At 44.4% G+C, this 14710-nt stretch carries 15 protein-coding genes; 2 read left to right on the top strand and 13 right to left on the bottom strand.

Annotated features, from left to right (window positions below):
* Positions 1 to 35 precede the first annotated feature (35 nt).
* The 10 genes from BLS14_RS04755 to BLS14_RS04710 all read right to left on the bottom strand — a co-directional run bounded on the left by BLS14_RS04755 (position 36) and on the right by BLS14_RS04710 (position 10137).
* Positions 36 to 842, bottom strand: coding sequence for a carbohydrate ABC transporter permease (locus BLS14_RS04755; protein ID WP_062318999.1), 807 nt, complete (start codon positions 840 to 842; stop codon positions 36 to 38).
* Positions 842 to 1732: a carbohydrate ABC transporter permease gene (locus tag BLS14_RS04750; protein ID WP_076288454.1), complete on the bottom strand. Its 891-nt coding sequence runs from the start codon at positions 1730 to 1732 to the stop codon at positions 842 to 844. Before BLS14_RS04750 ends, BLS14_RS04755 begins: the two co-directional genes overlap by 1 nt.
* Before the next feature lie 87 nt (positions 1733 to 1819).
* Positions 1820 to 3112, bottom strand: a complete 1293-nt coding sequence (locus tag BLS14_RS04745; RefSeq protein WP_090949796.1) for an ABC transporter substrate-binding protein — start codon at positions 3110 to 3112, stop codon at positions 1820 to 1822.
* 198 nt (positions 3113 to 3310) lie between these two features.
* On the bottom strand, positions 3311 to 4240 hold the full coding sequence (locus BLS14_RS04740) for an ArsR/SmtB family transcription factor (protein WP_090949794.1): 930 nt from the start codon (positions 4238 to 4240) through the stop codon (positions 3311 to 3313).
* 277 nt (positions 4241 to 4517) lie between these two features.
* The gene (locus BLS14_RS04735; RefSeq protein ID WP_090949792.1) at positions 4518 to 5414 is read right to left on the bottom strand and encodes an alpha/beta hydrolase; all 897 of its coding nucleotides are present in this window, start codon (positions 5412 to 5414) and stop codon (positions 4518 to 4520) included.
* 52 nt (positions 5415 to 5466) lie between these two features.
* Positions 5467 to 6927 carry a methyl-accepting chemotaxis protein gene (locus BLS14_RS04730; protein WP_256336143.1) on the bottom strand — a complete coding sequence of 487 codons (1461 nt, stop codon included), beginning with the start codon at positions 6925 to 6927 and terminating at the stop codon, positions 5467 to 5469.
* Between the two features lie 96 nt (positions 6928 to 7023).
* Positions 7024 to 7698, bottom strand: a complete 675-nt coding sequence (locus BLS14_RS04725) for a hypothetical protein (protein ID WP_090949790.1) — start codon at positions 7696 to 7698, stop codon at positions 7024 to 7026.
* A 5-nt stretch (positions 7699 to 7703) separates the two neighbouring features.
* A complete protein-coding gene (locus BLS14_RS04720) occupies positions 7704 to 8237 on the bottom strand; it encodes a hypothetical protein (protein WP_090949788.1) in 534 nt (177 codons plus the stop codon).
* A gap of 164 nt (positions 8238 to 8401) precedes the next feature.
* Positions 8402 to 9469 (bottom strand): HAMP domain-containing sensor histidine kinase, encoded by a 1068-nt coding sequence (locus BLS14_RS04715; protein ID WP_072732771.1) that lies wholly within the window; start codon positions 9467 to 9469, stop codon positions 8402 to 8404.
* Positions 9466 to 10137: a response regulator transcription factor gene (locus tag BLS14_RS04710; protein WP_090949785.1), complete on the bottom strand. Its 672-nt coding sequence runs from the start codon at positions 10135 to 10137 to the stop codon at positions 9466 to 9468. Before BLS14_RS04710 ends, BLS14_RS04715 begins: the two co-directional genes overlap by 4 nt.
* Before the next feature lie 232 nt (positions 10138 to 10369).
* On the opposite strand from BLS14_RS04710, the gene BLS14_RS04705 reads away from it, so the two are divergent.
* On the top strand, positions 10370 to 11389 hold the full coding sequence (locus tag BLS14_RS04705; RefSeq protein ID WP_244552067.1) for a zinc-dependent alcohol dehydrogenase: 1020 nt from the start codon (positions 10370 to 10372) through the stop codon (positions 11387 to 11389).
* Positions 11390 to 11527: 138 nt separating this feature from the next.
* Here the strand turns inward: BLS14_RS04705 and BLS14_RS04700 are convergent, their stop codons facing one another.
* Together BLS14_RS04700 and BLS14_RS04695 are read right to left on the bottom strand one after the other, a co-directional pair.
* Positions 11528 to 12790: a cytochrome P450 family protein gene (locus BLS14_RS04700; protein WP_090949782.1), complete on the bottom strand. Its 1263-nt coding sequence runs from the start codon at positions 12788 to 12790 to the stop codon at positions 11528 to 11530.
* A 35-nt stretch (positions 12791 to 12825) separates the two neighbouring features.
* Positions 12826 to 13407: a cysteine hydrolase family protein gene (locus BLS14_RS04695; RefSeq protein ID WP_090949779.1), complete on the bottom strand. Its 582-nt coding sequence runs from the start codon at positions 13405 to 13407 to the stop codon at positions 12826 to 12828.
* A 129-nt stretch (positions 13408 to 13536) separates the two neighbouring features.
* Between BLS14_RS04695 and BLS14_RS04690 the strand changes: the two genes are divergently transcribed.
* The gene (locus tag BLS14_RS04690) at positions 13537 to 14133 is read left to right on the top strand and encodes a TetR/AcrR family transcriptional regulator (RefSeq protein WP_064638562.1); all 597 of its coding nucleotides are present in this window, start codon (positions 13537 to 13539) and stop codon (positions 14131 to 14133) included.
* Between the two features lie 91 nt (positions 14134 to 14224).
* Here BLS14_RS04690 and BLS14_RS04685 read toward each other — a convergent pair whose 3' ends face one another.
* Positions 14225 to 14695: a GNAT family N-acetyltransferase gene (locus BLS14_RS04685; protein WP_072732766.1), complete on the bottom strand. Its 471-nt coding sequence runs from the start codon at positions 14693 to 14695 to the stop codon at positions 14225 to 14227.
* Positions 14696 to 14710: the final 15 nt, after the last annotated feature.

Genomic DNA, 14710 nt, shown 5'->3' with positions numbered 1-14710 from the left:
CTCCTCTGTATTTGGCTCATAGGCCTGAAAAAGTGTTAACCCTTAATACCGGACATGCTGATGCCTTTAACAATCTGTTTCTCAAAAATGATAAACAATATAATGATGGGAACAGAGGCCACTGCATTGATAACCATCGGTTTGACGTAATCTTCTGAATACTGACCCATTAGCGTTGGGATACCCATTGGCAGCGTAAACAGATTATCATCGGTTATGGAAAGGAATGGCCATAAGAAATTGTTCCACGAACCGATAAATGTCAGAATCGCCATCGATGCCATGGCCGGACGTGTCAAAGGCAGCATGATGCTGGTAAAGATTCGCCAAAAGCCTCCCCCGTCAATTTGCACACTCTCCAGCAGATCATTGGGAACCCCGTCGAAGAAGCTTTTGAGCACTATGACAGCTACTGGTGAAGCCAAAGCAGGAATAATCAACCCACTGTATGAGTTCAGCAAATGCAAATCCTTGGCTACCTGATAGAGCGGAATAATGGTTGCTTCACCCGGAATCAGCAATCCGCCAAGAATGAAGAAGAAAACAAATGTACGGAAACGAAACGGTACTTTGGACAGGGCAAATCCAGCCATGGCAGCGAAAATCACAGTCAGTACTGTTACAACTACAGCGACGAACAGACTGTTAACCACCCACTGTGACAGCTTTGTCGTTGTCAGAATTTCGTTATAGACGGCAAGTGAATATGGCGGTTTAAACCAGTCCAGGACCGTAATAATCTTCATGCCTTCTTCTTTGATGGAGACCATCAGCATCCACACAAGTGGGGCCGCAAACATAACCGCCATCAACGCAGAACCTGTGCGATATAACCATTTCATCAGTATTCCGCCCCTTTCCGGTTAGTCATCCAGTATTGCAGCGCCGACAGCACCAGCAGGATCACGAATAAAATATAGGACATCGTTGCGGCATAGCCCAGGTTATTGTTCTTGAATCCGGTCTGATAGATTAACTGAATAATCGGACGTGTCTGATCCAGCGGTCCCCCGCCTGTAATGACATAAATCTGCATAAAGACCTTGTAGGAAGCGATAATCTGCAACATGGTAATGGTTTTGGTCAGTGGCTTCAGATAAGGAAGAGTAATCCTCCAAAATATTTGTGTATCACTCGCACCATCCAGCCTTGCTGCTTCATAAATTTCATCCGGTATTTCCTGCATGGCGGAAAGATACAAAATAAAGTTAAATCCGACTGTCCACCACAAGGTAATTACGGTAATAACGACCCAGGCGAGCCCCGTTTCCGTCAGCCAGAATATTTCGGAATTTTGAGGCAATAACCTGACAAGATGAAGGACGGAATTGACGAATCCCGTATAAGGCTGAAATACGAATAAACCCAGATAAGCTGCGACGGCAACGGAGAGTACGCTTGGTATAAAGAAGATGATGCGGTAGAACTTTTGTAAAGACGATTTTCGGTTGGCAATCAAAGCCAGCAGAATCGCGAGTATAATCATGGTCGGTGTACTCAAGAAAACAAAGAAGGTTGAATGCCAGATCGCTTCCCAAACCTCTCTGTCCTGAAAAACTTTTCGGAAGTTATCCAGGCCAACAAAATCCATTTTCTTGATCAACGTCCATTTGTAGAAGGTCATCTCCACACCTTTAATCATGGGCCAGATCGTAAATAAACCATAAATAATTAAGAATGGAAGCAGAAATACCAGCGCTTGCATATCCGCTCTCATTTTTTTGATCTTCATATGCGTCTCCCCTTTGATTGGCACGCAAGCCGGCGATTTCTTGTCTAGAGATGGTGATTACGCAGGCTTGCGTGACCCGTCTTCCTTCTATTCGCTCAGTATTTTCTGAATGGCTGTCTCCATGTTGTTCATGGCATCCGCAGGAGTCATTTTGTTCATCCATACTTCATTCAAAAATTTAAAGGCAGCTTCATCGCGGATTTGTGCATTTTTGGTGGAATGTTTGCTGAATTTAACTACACTCGCAACTTCGGAATAATCACTGCGGTATGGCAGATCCTTGAATTCCTGTTTTTCCAGCACGGATGGCTTGGATGGAATATGTCCGGCTTTCGCCCACACCTGACCATTGTCAGCAACCCAGTCGGCGAAAGTCATCGCTGCTTTGCGTTTAGCCGGATCCTCATCCTTAGTCAGTGGCAAAACTATGGTATGAGAATCTCCCCATGTTGCTTCCTGGTCGTAGAATTTTGGAATTGGCATAGCACCAAACTCAAGTCCTTTGGTGGATTCCCACGTTCCTGTCGTCCAGACCCCTGTCATAATAATAGCGGCTGTTCCACTTTGAAAATTTTTATAGAAGTCCGGATCATTCTTCTTGATATAGCCTTCGGTATAAAGCTTCTGGATATAGTCAGCGGCTTTGATGCCTTTCTCTTTATCAATGGCTGCGGACTTCAGATCATCCGACACCACGTCGTTACCACCCAACTGGGAGTACAGCGACCACCACAAGCGGTAAGGGTCATCATTATTATTGGACAATGCAAACGGGGTCGTTTTGGCAGGCAACTTCTCCTTTAAAGTTTGAAGGAAACTCAAAAACCCGTCAGCCGATTGCTCCAGAATCGGTTTTCCGTCTTCACCAAGCAAGCCTGCATCTTTTAGCAGTTTTTTGTTGTAGAACATGATAAAGGGATGTGTGTCAATGGGGACTGCATAATGTTGACCTTCTACAGTAACCGCATCCAAGAGATTCTGGTTATAGGTGCTCCAATCTACACCTGCATCCGTAGCCGGAGTATCAAGCTCTGTGACAACCCCCTGATTGATCAGATCGGGCAGTCTGGAGGAATGGGAAATCCCAATGTCCGGTCCATTACCGTTACCAACAGCAGTAACGAGCTTCGTATAATACTCGCCCCAGGCCAATTTGGTATTCTTCACTTCAATGTCCGGATGGGTTTTGTTGAATTCATCGACTAATGTCTGCATGTTTGCGCCATCACCACCATCGAACAATGTCCAGAATGACAATGTCACTTTTCCATCACCAGAGCCATTCTCACCCGCCTCATTACTGCCTCCGCTACATGCACTTAACACGGTTGAGAATGAGAGTAATAATGTCAGTGCTAACCTGCCGATCTTTTTTTTCATGCGAGTATCCCCTTTACTCTAATTTGTAGATACAAACGATATAATTGTTTTATTACATTATTACTGTATCTATAGGGGATTATATAAGGGTAATTATCACTTGTCAACGCTTTCAAACATACTTAGTGTAATTATTAAATAAAAAAAGACCTTAGTTACATAATATCTGCAACCAAGGCCTTTCTTCCTCATCTCATTCTAATGAACAGCATAATGTACAGTCATCTTGATATTTTGGTCATAATCTCCAAATTGTCTCCCAAAGAGATTTACACCTCCTTGATGAACCGCATCCGGCTTCATACCGATCCGCACCCTTAACTTATGGCTGTTTTGAAGGTTAAGCTGAGCCAGATCCACTGCTGAAATTCTCTCCATATCCAGCGTCGTCTTATTTTTGTCCACCCGCCATGTCTTTAATAAACCATACTGTGTTGACCATTCAAACCACCACGCCGGGTTGAGCTTTCCGCGCCGATCTCCAAAGTCACCAGGACATGTCCACATACCAATTTCCACACCGTTAATCCATACGGAGATATCGGAAGGCCAATTATGATCATAGTTTGGCGCTTCAGAACATATTTCCATGGACAGTTCCAGCGATTCGATTACCGCTTCTGCCGGAATCTCCAGTGGCATCAAATATTCGACATATCCCTTACGAAACCACATAATCTGCGCTCCGACATGCTTCGGATGATAAAAGCTGGCGGGTTCATCCTCACGAATAATCATGCCCTCGCCATTCGCCATGCCGCAAGTGGGTGACACTTCACAATCACTATAATGACCGATAGGCATATCCACTTCGTATACCTGAATGTCGCCTTTGGGTATTGCTTTCTCCAGATTAAGAGCAATATGAATATCATCGTAATTGCGGCTGCATACCTTCATCGCCCCGCGAGAGGCAGGCAGCAGTTCGGTATTAATCAGCCTTGCTGCTTCCAAAACCTTGATGTTGCTGGCTACTGTGGATACGGGAAGTTTGAGAGCTTCCGCGATTTCAACGATATTCAGGTTTTGGGAGATCAATAGTCGGAGAATATCCACTCTGGATCGAGTCGATAACGCATGCGTGACCGTGACCAGTTCATCCGGATTATCAAAACTCAGCTCAAGCATTCGTTCACCACCTCTTATGTATTTATGAAACAGGAAATTTAAACGTAAAGTTTAATTCAGTCGATAATATTGTAACAAATCATTTATTTTGTATCAAATTGCTTTTTACTTCATCATTCTTCTTCGTTTTTCATACAATTTCCGGGTAATGTGCGCAAACCAATATGAAAATCCCTTATATCAGCAAGATAAAGAACATCGTATCCGATGCCTCTTTTCGCTTGTCTGCGATAAGGGAATGATAGTAATCCATTATATTTTAAACTTAACGTTATATTTAACCTTTTTTCGCAGTTGAAAATGCCTCTTTCAATTTATCACTCATCAGGTGCCAGGCTTCTTCTGCAACAGCCAGATCACCAAAATGCGTGAACCCATGAGGTGCACCCTCGTATTCCTTATGAAAAACCTTCACACCGGCTTGTTTTAACCGTTCTGCATAGCTTCTTCCTTCTGCTGCAAGTGAATCTTTTTCTGCTGTAATGATCAACGCTTCTGGAAGACCCTCAAGTGATTCTGCCATTACAGGCGAAGCGAGCGGATTGTGAGCGTCTTTTGCCGTTTCAACATACATGGCGTTAAAGGTTTTGGCTATTTCCGCCGGAATCGCTTCTTCGAAGCTTTGCTTCTCCGCTGGATCAGTAACTAAATCCAGCGGTGCATAATCAAGAATTTGCAGTACAATCGGAATTCCCGTCCCCTGCTGTTGATTGAGTAAACATACTGCTGCCGCCAAGTTTCCACCCGCACTATGCCCTCCGATGGCCATAAGGTCGGCATGGGGGGAGAACTGCTCCGGATGTTCATGAACCCATGTTAATACATCGTAACACTCATACACAGCAGTTGGAAACTTATGCTCAGGAGCAAGACGGTAATCCACATTTATGACCACACAGCCCGCTTGATCGGCAATCAGGCGGCACCAGGGATCATCCATCTCTGCTTTTCCGAAGATAAAACCTCCACCATGCAAATTGATATATACAGATAGTGGAGTAGACAGATCAGAGTCAGGTCTGTACACCAGTACCCGAGTACCCCCTGTCCTAGTTGGAATGATCACTTCTTCCGTTCCTACAGAAAAACTCGAGCTTGGCTGAAGTGCCGAGCCTGTACCTACGACATTTTCACGTAATTGTTGTACCATTTTGAGTTGTTGATGATGATTCATCATATAACCTCCATTGTTTTTAACTATTCATACGTCGATATCTTGTGAGGGATTATTTCGTGTTTTTCGCAATCAGATCCTGCAAACGGATACTGGAATGGTTGATTTTGCCCATGAATTCGTAGATGACGTCCATATTGCTTTTCTGCTCCTGAGTTGTTACCAGGACGTCTTCAGTCGCTGCAGCATGCTTATGCGAGATATTAGAAATATGATCCACTTGTTGACGAACTCGATTAAAGATTAGGCTCATCTGATCCGTCATATCCAATTCCTTCGCTATGTATTGATCAATATGCTCAAATGTAGACTTGATATTGTCAAAGCTTTCAAGTACCTGAATAGAGATGGCTTTACCTTCTTGCACTGCTTCACTTCCGTTCGTCGCTTTTTCAACCACAAGCTGTGTCTTCCGCTTGATATTATGAATGATTTCGTCGATTTGTTTAACCGTGTTGGAACATTCCTGCGCGAGCTTTTTGACCTCGTTGGCTACGACGGCAAACCCCGCTCCTGCTTCCCCTGCTCTGGAGGCTTCAATATTTGCGTTTAAGGCCAGCAGGTTGGTCTGATCAGAGATTTGGTTGATGGCTGTTAGGAAGGTATTCACTTCATCCATGCTTTTGTTCAATTCCTCAACGGTCGTCATTGACTCTGTAACTGTGGCATTAATAATAGCCATCTGATTGCCCATTTGAATAATTCGATCCGAGCTTTGGCGAACAACCAGACCATTTTGTTCTGAGATGTCGGCGAGCCGATGTGACATTTGATAGATTTCGGACATTTTCCCATCAGCCTTGTTTACCTCTTCACTAATATGTCCAATGCTCCCGGATTGATCGCGTATGCCTTCCGTCACTTCCTGAATATTCGTGGTTATCGTATTGCTCATATTTTTCAACATACGAATATCATTATTGCAGCTCGCAATATCCGTGTTCAGCATGGATGTGTTCTCACGAATGACCCCTACCATAGTATCCAGTGCCGTCACAAGCTCTCTTGCTTCCGCTTCCTTGTTAAGAGCAACCTGAATCAGATCTCTGCCGCGTTTACATACAAAATATAGAGCAACGATCGTCAGTTCGATGAACCCAATCGTCATGAAAAAAGTCGAATCATATTGCTGATGGCCTGAATAATACATCACTATATAAGCAATGTTGTACATTGCCCCAAACCCGTATAGCAGAACTCTATTCAAATAAAGAGAAATCACACAGAGAACAACCATAATGAGCATGCCGGCAGCAGGTGATTCAATATATGGTGTCGTACAGGTCAGTATGGCAATCATCAGAACGACCATCGTCAAGACTGGTTTTTTGCGAATAATTAATACGGTGGCAATAGACAGCTCAATTAACAGGGAGCACACGACTTCGAGTTGAACCTCATTGCTGGCAATGAAGAAACAGAATGATAGCAGTGTTAACCATAAAATCGTGATGATAATGTTGTTTATTTTAGTTGTATTGTTTCTAAAAAAGCTGTTGTCCATGATGGTCATGGTTTGTTCCCCCTCAGCGACTTGTGAACTTCTCTTTGATGATTTTTATCAGGATTAGACAGATGTTAAGCAGGATTACATACCATAGTTCCATGTTCATCCCTCCGTTACAGGCTCTTTTTTCTTATGGAGCATCATCCGTACCCCGATAAAACAAAACATCACACTGCACCCCATGCCAAAGCAGGCACTCGTGTTTATTGCATGAGGTGAGCCTTCCATCGTCAGCAACGTGGCTTGAGTGACAACAATGGATACCATGGCATCGGTAAAGTTAATCAATTTCAATGTGGAGATCAAGGGATTTTTCAGATGCCGATTAGCGATTGTTCCGGAAATACCAAAAGCCAGCTTGGTAAAAGCAACGGCGGCTACAAGGTACACGATATAACCTTTAAATACAAAAGCTTCACCAAGCAAATACATTCTTAGACAAACCAACAGATAGGAAACGCCCAGTATACACAGCAGAATTCCTCCGCGTTTATACACTTGAATCTCCAATACAACCCTTTCCTGCGGGGATTCGATTCTTTTGGCTACGTTATATTGATGGAGCACTTGTGCTTTGGCAACACAAAGGATCAGATAATATACCGCATTCGTAATAAACCATCCGGAAAGGAGATATAAACCAAGGATTAACTTGCCTATGCCGATCAAAGCGTTGATGACAAGAGAGGCAGCGTTAGACATGGCAGCTCGATCTTGCTTGTTTTCGAGGTACTGAACAAAGATTGCCTTAATATCTATCTTCCTTTCCGAATGCATTTTTCTTACTTAGCCAGCAAACCATTGGCCTTCTCGCACACTTCATAGATTTCGTCATACTTCTTGTCAATAAAAGGGGTTACTTTATCTGTCTTTTTACGCCGAATACCACTGAAACTAAAATACGGAATGATCCAGCCCGCAAAACCGGGAATGGCAAGAATGACAGACAGTGGCAGCATGTTGTCAAGATAGGCAAATACGGAGCCAGCCATACATGCCGTTCCTACGAGACCGATTCCATAGGCAACGATAGAAGCACTCGTCAACTTTGAACGTTCCAACGTTTCAATGTCGGTCACACAGGCTTCAAACTGGCGCTGAAGACGAGTCAGCTCCGCCTTATTGCGGATTTTGCGATCACGCTTGAATTTCATTGTTACGGAACCCACATTCTGAAAGGGCGTCGAGGTGCCTTCCAACTTCCAGCCAAAATGGGTATAGCCATCGGCATAAACGGACTCGGAGTCCTTTTTTACCGTAATGTCCTTGTATTCATAGCCTACAAAGTTATGTTCATTTTTAGTTAGTTCATTCATGGTTTTTCAACACTCCTTCAAGTTTTTTGCTTCATCCTGTATTGGATGTTCCTATCGTAGCGGTAAGTTGTTTATAAGTTGCTTATGAAATGTTAACGAAATATTAATAAGGGCAGCCTGAATTCGGATTGTATCGAATTCAGGCTGCCCTTCTGCATTGCATATCAACGTTTAACTTGTAATTGGACTGTAAATGTCGTGCCTTTGTGAGGTTCACTTTTGACGGATATAACGCCTCCTACCAGCTCAATAACGCGGAGCGAAAGAGCAAGCCCCAAGCCGTTCCCCTCCGCATGATGGGAAGCATCGCCCTGATAGAATTTATCAAAGATATGCCTCATCGTTTCCTCATCCATCCCGCAGCCTGTATCGGATACCATAACCGTGATCGTATCTTCATCCGAACTCTGCTTCAAGGTAATTGTTCCACCGGAGGGTGTGAATTTAAGCGCATTGGAAATCAGGTTATGCCATACGATTTCCAGCATACTCTCTTCAGCATGAATCATCGCACGATCCTCAATATCGACCACAAATTCAATATTTTTTTCTTCCCATGCATTTTCAAAATATATTGCGCAATCTACTAGCTGCCTACATACATCATACGGCTCGGCAGCAGGCAGAATCTCCTGGTTCTCCAGCTTGTTCAGCTTGAGGATGTTGACGACGAGCGTCGCCAGCTTATTGGTAGAGGAAATAATAGTATCCGTATATTCCTTTCGAAGATCGGGTTCCAAATCATCCTGCTGCAGGGCCGTGGCGTAGCCATGAATGACCGACAACGGTGTCTTGATTTCATGGGATACATTCGATATAAAGTCGTTTTTCAACGTCTCAATGCTGTTCAATTCCTCCACCATCTTGTTAAAGTCCTCAAACATGACATCCACATAGTTCAGCTTGTCCGCTCTATGAATCGGTTCGAGATATACTGAGAAGTCGCCTTCTGCCACCTGCTTTGCAGCCTCACTGAGTTTTCGCATAGGCTTATCAAACGTTTTGTACCTTTGTCGTGCGGTAACCAGGCAAAAAATGAGACTCACAATGCTCCAATATCCCGAGATTCCGAAAATGTATTGCCACGGCACAACTTCCACCGGTAAATACGCATCATAGATTAGCGCTTGACCCGCCGTCAGGATCGACAGCAAAAGGTAGGTAAATAGGAACTCTTTCCATGAAAAAAGATGGGACTTGATTCGTGCATCAGGTTTCTGCTTCTTGTTCATTGCAGTACGGCCTTATAACCCAGACCATGTACCGTCATGATCTTGAAATCTTCACAACTGGAGAACTTGTCGCGAAGTTTGACAATATATACGTCCACGGCACGCAGGCTCGTCTGACTTTCGATACCCCAGAACTCATCCATAAGCTGAGCTCGTGAGAAGGTATGTTTCGGATAAGATAACAATTTATATAGAATGTTGAATTCCCGGACTGTCACAGGAATTTCTTTGGCATCCACCGTGGTCGTCATATCATTAGCGTCCATCAGCAGACTGCCTACAATCAATTTCTTCTCATGTGCGATATTGGCCCGCCGCAGGAGAGCACCCACACGCAGAACCAATTCGTCCAGATCCACCGGTTTGACCATGTAATCGTCGATGCCTGCAAGGAAACCTCTTTGTTTGGAGGAAATATCATCACGGGCGGTAATAAAAAGAATGGGAATGTTCTTATTGATGCCTCTTACGGTCTCCGCAAATTCAAAGCCATCAATCTCTGGCATCATCACATCGGAAATGAGAAGATCGTACATCTGGTTATACATCAAATCATATGCCTCACGTGGATTAAAGCAGCCTTTGGCCTCGTACCCATTATTCGATAGATAGGTGCAAATAATTCGATTGAGTTTGGTATCGTCTTCCACAACAAGTATATGGATCATATAAAAAACATCCTTTCCAGCTGACTGAATGGGGTCATTATAATAAAAAGTTGTTAACAAATTGTTTATGGCGGTGCACACCGCTCTATTATTTTCAATTCATCATTTTAATTCATATCTCTCAAACATCTTGCTAACAACTTGGAAACATCCGTACTTCATGATTGTCCTATCGAATCGTTCATAGGCAGCATCAGCAAATGGACGATAATCAGTCATAAGGAGTGAAGTCATGATGAAAGCAGCCATCTATTATGGTAAAAATGATATTCGTGTTGAAGAAAGATCAATCCCGGTCGTAGGTCCCCGAGATGTTCTGGTCAGAAATGTGCGGGCCGGCATCTGCGGCACTGATATTAATATTGTAAAGGCTGGCAAAGGTGACATGGGCATCAGCCTTGGTTCAGAATTTGGACATGAAATGGTTGGTGATATTGTCGAAATTGGCTCAGAAGTTTCTCCAATGATAGAAATCGGAATGCGCGTCGGGATCAATCCCATCACTGCCAAAAAAGCAGGAAGACGCAAATCCCTGGAATGCTCCGGATTTTCCCAGTATGTATTAATAGAAGACGCCGAGCTTGATTATAACCTGTACAAAATGGGTAAAACGGTACCCGCAGAAGTCGCTTCACTGATTGAACCAATGAGTGTTGGGCGACACGGCGCTTTCAGTACCAGCCCTGAGCCCGAAGACCACATTGTCGTGATGGGTGCAGGTCCGATCGGCTTGCTGGCCGCTGCCAGTTTGATTGCTGAAGGTATGAAACATGTCTGCGTAGTTGATATGGACGAATGGCGCTTGGCTAAAGCTGCCGGACTTGGGGCTCTAACCGTGAATACAGGTGAAACTGCACTTGAAGAAGGGTTGATTGGACATTACGGTTCTGTGAATGTATACGGTGTTGACGTCCCGGATGTCGATGTATTTATTGATGCGGCAGGCGCTCCGGCTTTGTTTGAGAACATGATGAAGATCGTCAAACCTAAAGCCAAAATATCGATTATTGCCGTGTATAAATCCGAAGTACCGATCAGTTTACATCAGGTCATGTCCAAAGAAGTTCAGATCAAAGGCTCCAGTGGCTACACCCACGAGGATTTTAGCAAGGTGGTGGAGTATCTGACCAGCTTCCAAGAAGAACTGTCCACACTGGTCACTCATGTATATAAGCTGGATGATATTCAGGAAGCCTTTACTACGGCCATTGAAGCCAAAGAAACCGTTAAAGTGGTAATCGATCTAGCATAATATCAAACAGCTTTATTCCTGGAGTGTTGCCTATCGTCATAAAACTTATAGCCTAACCCAAGAAATCCGCCAAACATGGCGGATTTTTTGGGTATATATTTTTTTCTTGCCGATAGAAGCTAGCTCTAACTCTTGCTGCTAAAATGCGACAGGTAAGGCAGCCAGGCTCTGCGAACTTAGCGCCAAATGCCACTCAATGTTTTCCCGAGGAATATTAAGTCGCAGATTAGGCATGCGTCTTAACAATGTTGTAAAGGCGATATCTCCCTCCACACGAGCAAGTGGAGCTCCCAAGCAGGAATGAATGCCATGACCAAAAGCCAGATGACGATTAATATGACGTGTAACATCCAGATCCTCTGGCTGTTCAAATTGAAGTTCATCCCGATTGGCTGATTTCAGCACGGGGATGACCATATCTCCCTTTTTGATCTGTTGCCCTGCCAGCTCTATATCCTGAGTCGCAAAACGAGGTCCAGCAATGGTTGCAGGCCCGTTAAAACGCAGCAATTCTTCAACAGCAGAAGGTGCCAGACTAAGATCAGCCTTAAGCTTCTCCAATTGTTCAGGATGATCTAATAACATCATTGCACCCGTAGCAATCAGATTAGATGTCGTCTCATGGCCAGCAAAGATCAATAACGTAATCATGGATAGCAATTCTGGTTCACTGAGTCGATCGCCCTCTTCTTCTATAGCAATCAATTGACTGATCAAATCATCCGCAGGATGTTTGCGTTTCTCAGCTACCAGTTGTGCGGTATAGTCACCGAAGGCTTTGAGGTGTTCCTCCACTCCCGGTTCACGCACTCCGAGGCCCAGACCGTGTGCAATCGCGGAGGACCAGGTCTGGATCTGCGGGCGATCTGCTTTAGGTACTCCCAGCATATCGGATATCACATGAATCGGTAAGGGAAAGGCGTAGTCCTTGACCAAGTCCATCTCACCCTGGGATTGAACCTGATCCAGTAATTCATCAGCGATCTGCTGCACACGTGGACGAAGACTTTCCATATATTTGGGGGTAAAGGCTTTGGAGACCAGTCGACGTAATCTCCGATGATCAGGATCATCTACAGAGAGCATTGATTTTCCGGTAAAGAACGTTGGAGGAGCATCTGGATCTACGTTTTCCACATAGGCTTTCAGAATATTCTCATTGCCGTCGATGGAGAGTGGGTCTACCGTGAAGTGGGCATGATCTTTGAGTACCTGTGACGCTTCTTCCATTCGTGTGACCAACCACTGCCCGCGATTTGTACCACCCATTGGCAAGGATACTGGAATAACAGGACCTGTTTCACGCAATTGCTTGATCAGTGAAAACGGATTTTCACCACTTTCCCCACTAAACAGGCTCAGTGCTGCTTTTTGTGAAACATTAAGATCTAACTCACTCATAATTACCATCCCTTCGCTTCGACCATTTTATTGGTTTACATTAATGAATTTATCCAATCATCTACTGTCAGCACATCAGCTTGTTTGGGGAATACGCTCTCTACGAGAACTCGATGAACTTCAGGGTCCCTATCCAGACAAGCATCAGAAAGTACAGTCAGCGCGTAATCCTTATCCGCCCCCTCACACAAGGTAGACAGCACTACTCCACTTGTTGCGATACCGCTAAGAATAAGTGTATTAATGCCATGGGATTGAAGAAGGTTTTCCAGGTTGCTTCCTGAGAATCCACTGCCGCGGAACTTGTCCACAATGTGCTCTCCTGGAAGCGGCTGTACCGATTCGTGAATGTCCATTGCCATTTTCATCGCCGGATTGGCTGCGTTCTCTCCACCACGGCTCGACTTTTTTCCAAACAATTTGTTGCGCTCACTGATTGGAGGGGAATCCTGGCGATGACCAACCTTCACAAAAATCACAGGTACGTTATGTCTGCGAGCTGCTTCTATCGCTTTCTGAAAAGGGAACAGTGCATCCTCGTGCTTCGCATATTGCGATACAATGATGTTCTGCATATCCATGACCAGAAGTGCAGCTTGGTTATGATGACTCTCCATGGGTTGCACATTCCTCTCGTTTTGATTAAGATTAAAAGGAGAACTCTCCGCTTAACCTCTTCTTGATATTAAACGGAGGGTTCTCCCGTTGTCAAATTTTGGACGTTGAAGGATAGGAAGTGACAGACAGTGGATAAAACCAATACAACCTCTCGTTCGGAGCGACGGGATGCTGCCGAGAATCGCCAACGTATCTTGGATGTGGCTAGCACATTATTCGAGCTGCACGGCGTGGAGCGGGTCAGCATGAATCAGATCGCTTCCGAAGCGCAGATTGGAGCGGGTACCTTATACCGCCGATACCGCAATAAAAGTGAGTTATGTATGGACTTGATCAAAGATAACGCAGCGCTGTTCTTCGATGATGTGGAGATATATTTGCAGGAAAACGCACAGTATCCACCAACTGAGCGATTGCGGGGTCTGCTGACGTTGTTTATCCAGTTTAGAGAGAAAAATGCGGAGCTGCTCTCGGGCATCGAGAATGCAGTATATCAAGGATCAGAGTCCAGAACCTCAAGTCCTCTTTATGACCAATTGCATCAACAGCTATTTGGATTATTCGAAGAGATGGCAACAGAGAGCGACGAATCGCAGGCCATCAGCTTGTTCAAAACGGACATGCTTCTGACTGCCATGAGTAATGATTCGTATCTGTTTCAAAAAAACGTACGCGGCAACTCTCCTGACCGCATTGTAGAGCAGCTCTGTTTGACGTTTCTTTAACGTAAATGGGTATATAAAATGCTCAAAAAGCCTAATTCATCGTCGGCAATCTGCCGCTTGAACTAGGCTCTTTGAGCATGAGTTGTGGAATTTATAATGTTTTGATATACCATGCATCACAAGCAAAATGCTCCGTTGCATTTAACGGTTCTTCTAAAGGAATAAAACCGTTCTTGATATAGAACTTGTTGGCCGCAACCATATTGTTAAGCGTCTCAAGATAACATTGTTCATAGTGTTCTTTGGCAAAATCAAGGGAAATCTGAAGCAATTCATATGAGATTCCGGTGCCTCGTGCTTCTTTTAAGGCATACATCTTCTGCAACTCACAAATATGTGAAAATCCCTCCACGGGTCCGATACCGCAGCCAGCTACAACGGTTGAGTTATGCTCAACCACCCAATACCTGGAGCCCTCGCGTTGATAAAGATGATAAAAATCGCCCAGATTCGGATCAGCCCACGCTGTCCCAGATTTATTGGCCCCGAATTCGATCAAACAACTTCGAATCAGAGACTCTACTTCTTGATTATCTCTTTCTTCTATCTCTCTAATGAACATGCAGTAAGCCTCCGC

Source organism: Paenibacillus sp. OK060, assembly GCF_900101205.1.
Lineage (GTDB): Bacteria > Bacillota > Bacilli > Paenibacillales > Paenibacillaceae > Paenibacillus > Paenibacillus marchantiae.
This window is presented reverse-complemented; position numbering and strand designations above follow the sequence as displayed.

Excerpts from the sequence above, each read along its gene's own strand:
- BLS14_RS04755 (WP_062318999.1), bottom strand. The coding sequence starts at position 842 with ATGAAATGGTTATATCGCACAGGTTCTGCGTTGATGGCGGTTATGTTT.
- BLS14_RS04750 (WP_076288454.1), bottom strand. The coding sequence starts at position 1,732 with ATGAAGATCAAAAAAATGAGAGCGGATATGCAAGCGCTGGTATTTCTG.
- BLS14_RS04745 (WP_090949796.1), bottom strand. The coding sequence starts at position 3,112 with ATGAAAAAAAAGATCGGCAGGTTAGCACTGACATTATTACTCTCATTC.
- BLS14_RS04740 (WP_090949794.1), bottom strand. The coding sequence starts at position 4,240 with ATGCTTGAGCTGAGTTTTGATAATCCGGATGAACTGGTCACGGTCACG.
- BLS14_RS04735 (WP_090949792.1), bottom strand. The coding sequence starts at position 5,414 with ATGAATCATCATCAACAACTCAAAATGGTACAACAATTACGTGAAAAT.
- BLS14_RS04730 (WP_256336143.1), bottom strand. The coding sequence starts at position 6,927 with ATGACCATCATGGACAACAGCTTTTTTAGAAACAATACAACTAAAATA.
- BLS14_RS04725 (WP_090949790.1), bottom strand. The coding sequence starts at position 7,698 with ATGCATTCGGAAAGGAAGATAGATATTAAGGCAATCTTTGTTCAGTAC.
- BLS14_RS04720 (WP_090949788.1), bottom strand. The coding sequence starts at position 8,237 with ATGAATGAACTAACTAAAAATGAACATAACTTTGTAGGCTATGAATAC.
- BLS14_RS04715 (WP_072732771.1), bottom strand. The coding sequence starts at position 9,469 with ATGAACAAGAAGCAGAAACCTGATGCACGAATCAAGTCCCATCTTTTT.
- BLS14_RS04710 (WP_090949785.1), bottom strand. The coding sequence starts at position 10,137 with ATGATCCATATACTTGTTGTGGAAGACGATACCAAACTCAATCGAATT.
- BLS14_RS04705 (WP_244552067.1), top strand. The coding sequence starts at position 10,370 with ATGATGAAAGCAGCCATCTATTATGGTAAAAATGATATTCGTGTTGAA.
- BLS14_RS04700 (WP_090949782.1), bottom strand. The coding sequence starts at position 12,790 with ATGAGTGAGTTAGATCTTAATGTTTCACAAAAAGCAGCACTGAGCCTG.
- BLS14_RS04695 (WP_090949779.1), bottom strand. The coding sequence starts at position 13,407 with ATGGAGAGTCATCATAACCAAGCTGCACTTCTGGTCATGGATATGCAG.
- BLS14_RS04685 (WP_072732766.1), bottom strand. The coding sequence starts at position 14,695 with ATGTTCATTAGAGAGATAGAAGAAAGAGATAATCAAGAAGTAGAGTCT.